The 12,013-nt window shown below is 35.9% G+C and carries 10 protein-coding genes and 3 tRNA genes; 8 read left to right on the top strand and 5 right to left on the bottom strand.

What is annotated here, in order from left to right:
• Positions 1-72: 72 nt before the first annotated feature.
• Both BC781_RS06710 and BC781_RS06705 read left to right on the top strand, forming a co-directional pair.
• Positions 73-702 (top strand): WbqC family protein, encoded by a 630-nt coding sequence (locus BC781_RS06710; protein ID WP_109616429.1) that lies wholly within the window; start codon positions 73-75, stop codon positions 700-702.
• A 124-nt stretch (positions 703-826) separates the two neighbouring features.
• Positions 827-3,370 carry an ATP-dependent Clp protease ATP-binding subunit gene (locus BC781_RS06705; protein WP_109616602.1) on the top strand — a complete coding sequence of 848 codons (2,544 nt, stop codon included), beginning with the start codon at positions 827-829 and terminating at the stop codon, positions 3,368-3,370.
• An 84-nt stretch (positions 3,371-3,454) separates the two neighbouring features.
• On the opposite strand, the gene BC781_RS06700 is transcribed toward BC781_RS06705, so the two are convergent.
• Positions 3,455-4,390, bottom strand: a complete 936-nt coding sequence (locus BC781_RS06700; protein ID WP_109616428.1) for an NAD(P)-dependent oxidoreductase — start codon at positions 4,388-4,390, stop codon at positions 3,455-3,457.
• Between the two features lie 129 nt (positions 4,391-4,519).
• Here BC781_RS06700 and BC781_RS06695 point away from each other — a divergent pair, with 129 nt between their 5' ends.
• Together BC781_RS06695 and BC781_RS06690 are read left to right on the top strand one after the other, a co-directional pair.
• Entirely contained in the window at positions 4,520-4,735 is a 216-nt protein-coding gene (locus BC781_RS06695) for a hypothetical protein (RefSeq protein WP_109616427.1), read from the top strand.
• Between the two features lie 130 nt (positions 4,736-4,865).
• Complete coding sequence (locus tag BC781_RS06690) at positions 4,866-5,864, top strand: DUF4421 domain-containing protein (protein WP_109616426.1); 999 nt, start codon at positions 4,866-4,868, stop codon at positions 5,862-5,864.
• A 40-nt stretch (positions 5,865-5,904) separates the two neighbouring features.
• Here BC781_RS06690 and BC781_RS06685 read toward each other — a convergent pair.
• From BC781_RS06685 to BC781_RS06670, 4 genes are all read right to left on the bottom strand, one after another.
• Positions 5,905-5,989, bottom strand: a tRNA-Ser gene (locus BC781_RS06685).
• Positions 5,990-6,021: 32 nt separating this feature from the next.
• Positions 6,022-6,106: transfer RNA gene (locus BC781_RS06680), tRNA-Ser, on the bottom strand.
• Between the two features lie 34 nt (positions 6,107-6,140).
• Positions 6,141-6,225: transfer RNA gene (locus tag BC781_RS06675), tRNA-Ser, on the bottom strand.
• A gap of 130 nt (positions 6,226-6,355) precedes the next feature.
• Positions 6,356-6,784 carry an acyl-CoA thioesterase gene (locus BC781_RS06670; protein WP_109616425.1) on the bottom strand — a complete coding sequence of 143 codons (429 nt, stop codon included), beginning with the start codon at positions 6,782-6,784 and terminating at the stop codon, positions 6,356-6,358.
• Positions 6,785-7,091: 307 nt separating this feature from the next.
• Between BC781_RS06670 and glmM the strand changes: the two genes are divergently transcribed.
• The 4 genes from glmM (at position 7,092) to BC781_RS06650 (ending at position 12,007) form a co-directional block, all read left to right on the top strand.
• Positions 7,092-8,492, top strand: coding sequence for a phosphoglucosamine mutase (gene glmM, locus BC781_RS06665; protein ID WP_109616424.1), 1,401 nt, complete (start codon positions 7,092-7,094; stop codon positions 8,490-8,492).
• A 115-nt stretch (positions 8,493-8,607) separates the two neighbouring features.
• The gene (locus BC781_RS06660) at positions 8,608-9,759 is read left to right on the top strand and encodes a cysteine desulfurase family protein (RefSeq protein WP_109616423.1); all 1,152 of its coding nucleotides are present in this window, start codon (positions 8,608-8,610) and stop codon (positions 9,757-9,759) included.
• Between the two features lie 123 nt (positions 9,760-9,882).
• Positions 9,883-10,512, top strand: a complete 630-nt coding sequence (locus BC781_RS06655; protein WP_109616422.1) for an L-threonylcarbamoyladenylate synthase — start codon at positions 9,883-9,885, stop codon at positions 10,510-10,512.
• A gap of 163 nt (positions 10,513-10,675) precedes the next feature.
• A complete protein-coding gene (locus BC781_RS06650; RefSeq protein WP_109616421.1) occupies positions 10,676-12,007 on the top strand; it encodes a UDP-glucose dehydrogenase family protein in 1,332 nt (443 codons plus the stop codon).
• Positions 12,008-12,013: the final 6 nt, after the last annotated feature.

Raw genomic sequence — 12,013 nt, 5'->3', positions numbered from 1 at the left:
TAATTTTTATTTGAATAGCGTTGTGAAAAAATATTCACAGCGCTATTTCTATTTCTAATTAAGAAGCGAAAGATGAAAGAAGCGATCATTGATTTGCACTATTTTCCTAACATCGAATATTTTTCGATACTTTCTAAGCTTGATGTAGTATATCTGGAGGCAAAAGAAAATTTTCAGAAACAGACTTACAGAAACCGTTGTTATATATTGACAGCGAATAAAGTGGAGCGTTTGTCTGTTCCTTTATTGGGTGCCAATAAAGGATTGCCAATTCAGGAGATGAAAATAGATGCGAGAGAATCTTGGCAAAAACAACATTGGCGTGCCATACAATCCGCTTACGGGAGATCAGCTTATTTTGAATACTACGCTGATATGATCAAGGAGGTTTTGTTGGGGAAAGAATACACACACCTATTCGAACTCAATTACGAAATACTGACATTCTGTCTTAAAATACTGGGAGTCAAGTGCCAAATCAGGTTAACTGAAGACTTTACTCCTCCTCAAGAGTGTGACATTTTGGACCTCAGATCAGCGATACACCCCAAAAAAGAGTTTGGTATCATTAATGTACAGCCATACCAACAAGTATTTGGGGAAGGTTTTGCCCCGAACCTAAGTATTTTGGATCTTCTATTCAATGAAGGGCCAAATGCTTCTTACATTTTGAGAATGCAGGAAAGTAAGTTTCTGTCTTAAATTCATACAGTTTGAAAATTTACGGAAACCATAGGCCTTTCTTTTTGTATTTCAGAATGTAATTCTTTAATTTATACAAAAGAAACAGTGCATTTCAGTCATCAAAATTATAAAGCCCATGGCTATGGAAGCTAAATTTTCAAATAGGGTTAAGGAAGTCATCTCTTTGAGCCGTGAAGAGGCACTCAGACTTGGACATGACTATATCGGTACCGAACACCTTTTGCTAGGCATGCTTAGAGAAGGTGAAGGTATTGCGGTTGCGTTATTGAAAAAGTTAGGGGTAGATCTTTCACAGTTAAGGGATGCTGTTGAGCAAGCTACGAAAGGAACAGCAAGCCACAACGTAAAAAACCTTGCCAATATACCTTTAACCAGACAATCCGAAAAAACTCTTAAAATTACCTATTTAGAAGCCAAGATATTCAAAGCAAGTTTAATAGGAACAGAACACTTACTCCTTTCTATTCTTCGTGATGATGACAACTTAGCTACACAAATACTTCACAAATTTGATGTAACCTATGATGTAATCAAAGAGCTACTTGAATACAGACAAGACGGACCAGTCTCAGCATCTGATACAGATGATGATGACGATATGAGAAGTGGAAGAGGCTACTCTGGTGGTAGTGGTTCTTCATCTTCAAGTCGAGAGTCTTCAAAAGGTAGTGAAAAGTCAAAAACACCTGTATTGGACAACTTCGGTCGTGATCTTACTCGCATGGCAGAAGATGGTAAACTGGATCCAATTGTAGGTCGTGAAAACGAAATTGAGCGTGTTGCTCAAATTCTTAGCCGTAGAAAGAAAAATAATCCTATTCTTATAGGTGAACCTGGAGTAGGTAAGACCGCAATTGCTGAAGGTCTTGCTCTTAGAATTATCCAAAAAAAGGTTTCAAGAGTCTTATTCGGTAAAAGAGTTGTTACTCTAGATCTAGCTTCATTAGTTGCTGGAACAAAATATAGAGGACAGTTTGAAGAAAGAATGAAAGCTGTAATGAATGAGCTTGAAAAAGCTCCAGAAGTTATCTTATTTATTGACGAGATTCATACGATCGTTGGTGCAGGAGGAGCTTCAGGTTCATTAGATGCTTCAAATATGTTCAAACCAGCCCTTGCAAGGGGTGATATACAATGTATTGGTGCAACTACTCTAGATGAGTATAGACAATATATTGAGAAAGATGGTGCCTTAGCTCGTCGTTTCCAAATGGTAATGGTAGATGCTACCACTCCAGATGAAACAATGGAGATATTGGATAACATCAAAAGCAAATATGAAGATCACCATAGAGTGAGTTACTCACAAGAAGCATTAGAAGCTTGTGTGAAACTTTCTGATCGATATATTTCTGACCGATTCCTTCCAGACAAGGCTATTGATGTTCTTGATGAGGCAGGAGCTCGTGTTCATATCAACAATATTCATGTACCAGATGACATCGTGAAGCTTGAAGAGCAAATCGAGGATATCAAAGTACAGAAAAATAAAGTTGTTAAGAGTCAGAAATACGAAGAAGCTGCTAAGCTAAGAGATACAGAGAAAAAGCTGATTGAACAGTTAGATACGGCTAAAGTTCGTTGGGAAAAAGAAACGAATGAGCAAGTATATCCTGTAGATGAAGCAAACGTAGCTGAAGTAATTGCGATGATGACAGGTATTCCTGTAAATCGTGTAGCCCAAAATGAAGGACAAAAACTTCTAAATATGGGTGAAACTTTGAATGGAAGTGTTATCGGTCAAGACGAAGCGATTAAAAAGCTTACAAAAGCAATTCAAAGAACTCGTGTAGGTTTGAAAGATCCGAAGAAGCCAATTGGTTCGTTCGTATTCTTAGGTCCTACTGGAGTTGGTAAAACAGAATTAGCGAAAGTACTTGCTAATTATCTATTCGACAAAGAAGATTCTTTGGTTCGTATTGATATGAGTGAGTATATGGAGAAGTTCTCTGTATCGAGACTTGTAGGAGCGCCTCCGGGCTATGTTGGATATGAAGAGGGTGGTCAGCTAACTGAGAAAATCCGTAGAAAACCTTATAGTGTAGTTCTATTGGATGAAATCGAGAAAGCTCACCCAGATGTTTTCAACTTATTGCTACAGGTTCTAGATGATGGTATCTTAACCGATGGTTTGGGTAGAAGAGTTGATTTCAGAAATACAATCATCATTATGACTTCAAATATTGGAGTTCGTGATCTTAAAGAATTTGGTACTGGTATTGGTTTCAGTACTCAAGCCAAAAAAGATCAGGATGGAAGTCACATGAAGTCAACAATTCAAGGTGCGTTGAAAAAAGCATTCTCGCCGGAATTCTTGAACCGTTTGGATGATGTGATTGTGTTTAATTCACTTGAGCGTGAGCACATCCATAAGATCATCGATATCTCATTGGGCAAACTATTCCAAAGAGTACAAACATTAGGGTATACAATCCAATTAACTACTGAAGCAAAAGACTTCTTAGCAGAAAAAGGATATGATCCTCAGTATGGTGCTCGTCCATTGAATAGAGCTATCCAAAAATACTTAGAAGACCCTATAGCAGAAGAACTGTTGAAGGGTGAAATAGTGGAAGGAGATATCATTTTAGCTGATTATAAAGGCGAAGGAGAAGAAATTACAGTTTCTATCCAAAAAGCAACAGCTGAAAAAGAAGCAGAATAATTATTTCTGATTCTTAAATATAAAAGGCAACTAGTCAATCTGATTAGTTGCCTTTCTTCTTTATACCTTTTTTGTTGAATTTTTTTAATTGATAAAAAGACTTCTAATCTTTTTTCCTAGTACCTCACTTATTCTGATGTAAGATTCGACAGTCCACCCTCCAACATGTGGAGAAAATAGCACGTTATCAGATTTTATAAGGTAGTCAAAGGCTTCTTTTTGTTCAGGAGTTAATGTATTAAGCTTTTCATTTTCCAATACATCTAAGCCTGCGCCAAGTATCTTACCTGATTCTATGAATTTTTTAATGATTTGTAGTGGAATCACTTCACCTCTGGCCAAGTTAATGAGGTAGAAAGGCTTTCTGAATTTCTTGAAATACTCTTCATCAACTAAGTAACGGTTGAACTGATTAAGGGGGATGTGAAAGCTTAGTACATCAGCTTCTTCTCTCAGTTGATCAAGAGAGACTTCTTTAGCATATTCATCACCATAGCCTGTTTTTTCATTATCAAAAGCCAGAACTCTACAGCCAAATCCTTTTAACCTCTTAGCAAACTCTCGTCCCATATTACCGTAGCCAATAATGCCTACAGTACAAAGGTGCAGCTCTCGTCCTCTATTTTCTTCTCTGTTCCATTGCATACTCCTAATTTCACGATCAGCTATATGCAACTTATTCATCAAGCAAAGTAGCATACCTAGGGCATGTTCTCCTACTGCATCTCTATTGCCTTCTGGCGCATTTATGAGACTTATATTTCTTCTTTTAAGGTATTCTTCATCAATCTGATCAACACCTGCACCTGCTCTTGCTATAAATCGTAAACGAGGAGCTTTATCCATTAACTCAATATTTACTTTCATCTTTGAACGTAAGATTAAGCCTTCATAGTCTTTTATTTTATCATGAACCTTCTCAGGTGTTAATTCAGGTAAATAATCTACATGAATATTGACTTCTTCCAACATTGGAACAATACATTCATGCATTTTATCAATTATTAAAACTTTAATCATATAGCTAAGTTACTTGTTTTAACTAGGGCGAAGTTATGATTTTACTTTAATAGTAAATATGATATGTATACTTTTGTGCCGTTTTGAAATACAGAAACTTAGAATTCTACTTAACATCATCAATCAATTATGAAAGGTATAGCGATTAATACAATTAGGGTCGGTTTAGTATATAGACTCACAAACTTTAGTGAGACTTTCGATTTTGAGGTTTTAGAAGCTTTAGAAGAAGATAATTTTCAGCTTAAAGATTTACATACTTTAGAACGTTACGAATTAAATGACTTGATCCGTTACGGAATGGGAGAAGATTTTGAAATCATTGAATTAGAGGAAGGAATTTAAAGATTCTGTAGACAATTCTTTTATATCTGTTAAGTTAGTTAGGATATTTAAAGACATTTATGTTTTTACATTTAACCCTTTGTACCGATACTTTCTTTGTATATCTACTTTATTTTTCTTGAGGTGTTCTATGTCCTGCGCTCAAGATACAACTGCTATCCTTTCAGAGAAAGATACTTCGGTATACTATATAAGTTATATAGATTCTCTCACAACTCGTTTACTGGGGGTTTATAAAGTGAATTCCTTAATCTATTTACCCAAAGACTCAGAAATTATCGCTTACCTTCCCAATAAACCTTTCAACATTGGAATTGGGGCAGATTATCGGTGGCTAGGACTCAACATAGCGTTTAACTTTCCTTTTATCAATAATGATAATGATAGGTTTGGTGATACCCAGTTTTTCGATGCTCAGTTCAATCTATACTCTAGGAAATTTGTAGCAGATTTATTTTTTCAAGTTACTAAAGGGTATTATTTAAATAATCCAGACGATTTAATTCCAGATTGGGACTCTGATGAGCCTTATTTAAGACCTGATCTTCGAGTAACTGCATTAGGGGTGGATTGGGCCTATATATTTAATCATGAGAAATATTCTTACAGAGCCGCATTTACACAAAATGAATGGCAATTGCATAGTACAGGGACACCTTTATTAGGAGGGTATCTGAATAGCGTACATTTTGATGCAGATTCTTCATTGATTCCATTTTCTGTACGCCCTGAATTGCCAGATGAGGCAAATGTGGAAGAAGGTGTTTTTATCAATTTAGGAATTTCATTTGGTTATGCGCATTCCTTTGTGATCAAGGAACATTGGTTTACAAATTTCTCCTTAGTGTATGGTTTTGGAATGAATGTGAGTAGAACATACTTAGATTTACCTGAGAAAACAGAAGAAAATTATGTATCTCCACATATGAAAGCTATAGCGAGAGTTGCTCTTGGGTATAATAGTCATAAGTGGTATATCGGAGGTTCATCTGTTTTACAGCTGAATACAGTCCCGACTTATACGGCAGGGTCTTCCTTGTATTTACTAGGTAATTTTAGAATTAATTTGGTAAGGCGTTTTAATTTGAATCTGAAGAGAAAATACTTGATTCCATTAATCAGGTTATAAAATAAAAAAAGCCATTCAATTTCTTGAATGGCTTCTGAAGCAGAGAGTGAGGGATTCGAACCCTCGGTACCTTGCGGTACGCCGGTTTTCAAGACCGGTACATTCGACCACTCTGTCAACTCTCTAGGTATTATGGTCTAAATTATTAAAGTAGGTGCAGAGAGTGAGGGATTCGAACCCTCGGTACCTTGCGGTACGCCGGTTTTCAAGACCGGTACATTCGACCACTCTGTCAACTCTCTAAGGTATTATCTACTTTCCGTTAAACGAAATTTGCAGAGAGTGAGGGATTCGAACCCTCGGTACCTTGCGGTACGCCGGTTTTCAAGACCGGTACATTCGACCACTCTGTCAACTCTCTGTGTGTGATCTTTCGTTTAACGCGGTGCAAATATGCACGATGTTTTCTTATCTAGCAAGCCTGTTTACGCTTTTTTACAACATTTTTTGTTGAATAATACGTAAGATCTTAATTTTCAGAAAGAAAATTTTCAGGTTAATTCTTCTATTTTTTCTTGAAAGTACGGATCAAGTAGTGATTTTATACTTTCAGGCATACGCATTGGTCTGAAAGATTTACTATCTAAAAACACAAGGATAGTGTAGCCAATGTTGAGGAGATCTCCTTTTTCATTGAATATTTCGTAATCAAATCTAATTCGACTGTTAGGCATTTCTTTCAACATTGTTTTCACTGTTAAAAGATCATCGTATTTAGCGGGTTTTATGAACTTACTCCAATTTTCTAAAACAGGAAGCATAATACCTTCTTCTTCCATGGATTTATAGCTTAACCCTAAATGACGGAATGATTCCGTTCTACCAGTTTCATAAAAGGTGGCGTAATTTCCATAATAAACGACACCCATCTGATCTGTATCCGCATAACGGACTCTTATCTTGTGCTCAAATAAAAACATGCTAACAGTGATTTTTATTCCTCAGAATGCGATTTTCTTAAATACAAAGACAGCAATTTAAGGGATTTCCTTTTAGTGTACAATTTGGAATTTCTTAGATAGAACAAAGTCTGTATACAAAATTGGTTTTTGATTTAAAATAATTCACATTGCAGGATGATCGAAAATTGCGGTCTGATTACTCACTATACAGTTATTTACCCATAAATATTCACTTTCAATTTTTTTAATAATACTGACATGAGGTGTCGGGTGAATTTTTAGTGATATTTTAATATTTTTGTCGTCTAATCAAAATTTTTCGAGTTTGACACTTATAAAATCTATTTCCGGAATCAGAGGAACTATTGGAGGAAAAGCAGGAGATACGCTTTCACCAATTGATGTTGTTAAATTTGCTAGTGCTTATGCTAAATGGGTATTAGAGTCTTCTGATAACAAGAAAGTTGTAGTTGGACGTGATGCACGAGTATCAGGTTCAATGGTAGCTAATTTGGTCAACTCAACCCTTATCGGGATGGGATTGGATGTATTAGACTTAGGACTTTCTACAACACCAACCGTTGAAGTTGCTGTTACGGAAGAAAAAGCTGCAGGAGGTATTATTATCACCGCTAGTCATAATCCAGGTAACTGGAATGCCTTAAAATTACTTAATGAGAAAGGTGAATTTGTTTCTGCAGATAACAGCTTGAAGATCCTTAAATATGCGGAAGAAGAGGATTTTGATTATGTAGAGGCAAAAAATATAGGGCTAATCACAAGAGATGATACTTATATTGATAAGCATATAGATATGATTACAGCTCTGCCTTTGGTTGATGTTGAAGCAATTAGAGCTAAGAACTTTAAGGTAGTCATTGATTGTGTAAATTCAACTGGTGGTATAGCTGTACCAAAATTATTGAGAGCACTTGGTGTTGAAGTAATTGAGGAATTATTCTGTGTGCCTGATGGAAAATTCCCTCATAACCCTGAACCACTCACTGAGAATCTTACTGAAATTTGCGGTAAGTTAGAGGCAGGTAATTTTGACTTAGGTATAGTCGTAGACCCTGATGTAGATCGTCTAGCATTAATTTGTGAGGATGGTACTCCATTTGGAGAGGAATATACCTTAGTTGCTGTAGCTGACTATGTATTGGGTAAGACTCCTGGTAATACAGTTTCTAACATGTCTTCAACGAGAGCATTGAGGGATGTTACAGAAAAAGCTGGACAGACTTATACGGCATCAGCAGTAGGAGAGGTAAACGTAGTCTCAATGATGAAAGAGACAAATGCGATTATTGGTGGAGAAGGAAATGGCGGTGTAATTTTACCTGAATTACACTATGGAAGAGATGCGTTGGTTGGAATTGCTTTGTTCTTATCAAAATTAGCATCTTTCAATGGTACTACGAAAATGCTTCGTATGTCTTATCCTGAATACCATATTTCAAAGAATAAAATTGAATTGACTCCAGAAATTGATGTTGACAAAATTCTAGAGGAAATTCAGAAAAAATATGCCAATCAACCAATCAATACTCTTGATGGAGTAAAGATCGAATTTGATAATACTTGGGTCCACCTCAGAAAATCGAATACAGAACCAATTATTCGTATTTACTCTGAAGCAGAAACACCTTCAGTGGCTGATCATTTAGCTCAAAAGATCATCTCTGATATTAAGGAAATCATTACTTTCCGTGCTTCTGAGGACTAATCCCTTTTTATTATGATATGTTAAAGGGCAATTTTCATGTATTTATATGAGAAAATTGTCCTTTTGTGTTATAGCTGTAGGGGATTCATTTACAACTAGCAAATTTTACACAATTATGAGAAAAGTTTACCTTGACAATGCCGCCTCAACTTTTTTAGACAAAGAGGTTTTAGCGGAAATGGTAATCCAGATGGAGAACACAAATGGTAATCCTAACGCAACACATTCATTTGGTAGAGATGCCCGCGGCTTAATAGAAACAGCACGTCAACAAATTGCGAAAATGATTAATGCTTCAACTTCTGAAATTATTTTTACAGGAAGTGGTACAGAGGCTGATAATTTGGCAATTAGAGGATTAATTAAAGCAAACAAATTAGAGTATGTAATCAGTAGCCGACTAGAGCATCACGCTGTTGGTCATACGATTGAAGAACTCGAAAAAGAGGGAAGAGTAAAAGCTTTATATGTTCACACCGATGAAAGAGGAAATGTGGACTATGAGCATCTTGAAGAACTACTCAAAACGCATGAAAATACTTTAGTTTCTTTGATGCATGGAAATAATGAAGTAGCCAACTTAACAGACTTAGAACGTGTAGGAAGTCTATGTGAAGAATACGACGCTTTTTTCCATACAGATACGGTACAGACAATGGGACACCTTCCATTGGATGTTAAAAAAGGAAAGATGCATGCTTTAGTAGGTTCTGCTCATAAATTTCATGGACCAAAAGGAATTGGTTTTCTTTACCTTAAAAAGGGAACAGAATTGTCACCTGAAATAACAGGAGGGGGACAAGAAAAAGAATTAAGAAGTGGAACAGAAAACCTTCATAGTATTTCAGCAATGGCAAAAGCGCTTCAAATAGCGACTGATGGTATTGAGAATGATATGGAGTATATCAAAGATGTAAAAAGCTACTTTATTCAAAGACTTAGAGAAACATTTGAAGGGGTTCAATTTAATGGAATGTCTGAAGATGTAGATAATAGTCTGTACACAGTGCTTAGCGTAAGTTTTCCTCCATCTACAAATAATGGAATGCTACTTTTTATGCTAGACTTAAATGGAATAGCAGCATCTGGAGGTAGTGCTTGCTCGAGTGGAGCACAAATTGGATCTCATGTGCTATCGGCTCTAAGATCAGATCCGGAAAGAGGTAACGTTAGATTCTCTTTTTGTAAGCACACAACAAAAGAAGAAATTGACTATACAATAGAGAAGCTTGGTGAGATTTACGAGGGAGAAGCAATCCTAAAGTAAACTATCCAATTAAGATATAGAACGAAAAAGGTTTCCCATCAAATTGGGAAACCTTTTCTTTTTATTCCTAATCTTAAATACAGACATTATTATATTTGAATGTAAACAGATAATCAAGTAAAGATGAGTGCCGAGTTTTTAAGTATCAATCCAGATAATCCACAAGAGAGATTAATTGAAGAAGCGTGTAGAATATTACAAAAAGGTGGTTTAATTATTTATCCAACCGATTCAGTATATGGAATTGGCTGTGATCTTTATAATCAATCCGCAATAAAAAGGCTATGTCAATTTAAAGGAATTAAACCTAATAAATTAAACTTATCTTTTATCTGTTATGACTTATCAGATATCACAACTTATGTGAAGCGAGTACCTAACCCAATTTTTAAAAGTATGAAAAAGGCATTGCCAGGTCCTTATACTTTTATTTTTGAAGCTAGTAATCGAGTTCCTAAAATTGTAGATGGTAAGAAAAAGCAAGTAGGTATTCGTGTGCCAGATAATAATATTCCTAGAGAGATTGTAAGAGTTTTAGGTAATCCTATCATTTCATCTTCACTAAAGAGCAATGATAGTATTCTTGAGTATCCTACTGACCCAGAGTTGATATATGAAGAATTTGGAAAGAGAGTAGATTTAATTATCGATGGCGGATATGGTCAAAACCAAGGTACAACAGTCGTAGACTGTTTAGGTGAATCTCCAGAAATAATCAGAGAGGGTTTAGGAGAAGTAGATCTAATTCTGTAGAGTTTTGATAATTGGCTAAGAATAGAGATCTCTAAAAATACTTTATAAATATCAGAAGATTCTATTTTCAGATACTTGTAAATCAGTGATGTCAGCGTTTTTCTTATCTAAGAAACTACTACATTCATGACCTGTTATTTCCCTAATCAAAAAAATCACCGTCATGAAGATTGCAGTTATTGGTACTGGTTATGTTGGACTTGTTTCAGGTACTTGTTTTGCTGAAACAGGTAATCACGTAATTTGTGTAGACAATGATGCCCAGAAAGTAGCAAAACTAAATGCTGGAGAATTAACGATCTATGAGCCTGGTTTAGAAAACCTATTTCAAAGAAATACTAAAGAACAAAGACTTTTCTTCACAACAGATTTAGAGGAAGCTGTAAAAGATGTTGAGATCATCTTTTTGGCTTTACCAACACCTCCTGGTGAAGATGGATCTGCAGACTTGTCCTATGTTTTAGGTGTGGCAGAACAATTGGGACAAATGATTACTTCCTATAAAGTAATTGTGGACAAAAGTACAGTACCTGTAGGAACTGCTGAAAAAGTAGCAGCAGCAATCAAAAAGAATGCTAAAGTAGATTTCGATGTTGTCTCTAACCCTGAGTTCCTAAGAGAAGGAGTAGCTGTTGATGACTTTTTGAAGCCAGACCGTGTTGTAGTTGGAACTTCATCTGCAAGAGCACAAGATGTAATGCACAGATTGTATGAACCATTTGTGAGACAGGGGAATCCAATCTACTTTATGGATGAAAGATCAGCTGAAATGACCAAGTATGCAGCGAATTCATACCTAGCAACTCGTATTACATTTATGAATGAGATCGCAAACCTTTGCGAGACAGTAGGTGCAAATGTTGATGAAGTAAGAAAAGGTATGGGGAGTGATAATAGAATCGGAAGAAGATTCTTATTCCCAGGTGTTGGTTATGGAGGGAGCTGTTTCCCGAAAGATGTTCAAGCACTTCATAAAACTTCTGTTGATAATAAGTACGACTTTAAGGTATTGAAGTCTGTTATGGAAGTGAATAACAAACAAAAGCATGTACTATCAGAGAAGATATTGAAGTATTTCAATAATGATTTAAATGGTAAGCATATTGCTGTTTGGGGGTTAGCTTTCAAACCAAACACAGATGATATCAGGGAAGCCCCTGCTATTTATACAATCGAAAATCTTTTGAGAGCTGGTGCAAAAGTGACTGCTTATGACCCCGAGGCATCTGAGAATATGAAAAAGATATTCGAAGATCGAGTGAATTTTGTAGAGCATCGATATGATGCGCTTAAAGAAGCTGATGCACTAGCTATAGTTACAGAATGGAGCATTTTCAGAACTCCAGATTTCTCATTTATGGGAGAATTGATGAAAGAGAAAGTGATCTTTGATGGTAGAAATCTTTATGATACTGAGTTGATGATTGATAAAGGCTTCTATTATAATAGTATAGGAAGAAATACTGTTGAGCTTAGAAAAAACCATGTTAATTAGAGTCTA

The sequence above is a fragment of the Sediminitomix flava genome, from assembly GCF_003149185.1.
In the GTDB taxonomy this organism is placed as follows: domain Bacteria; phylum Bacteroidota; class Bacteroidia; order Cytophagales; family Flammeovirgaceae; genus Sediminitomix; species Sediminitomix flava.
The sequence above is the reverse complement of the archived record's forward strand: the minus strand, read 5'-3'. Positions and strand labels throughout refer to the sequence as shown.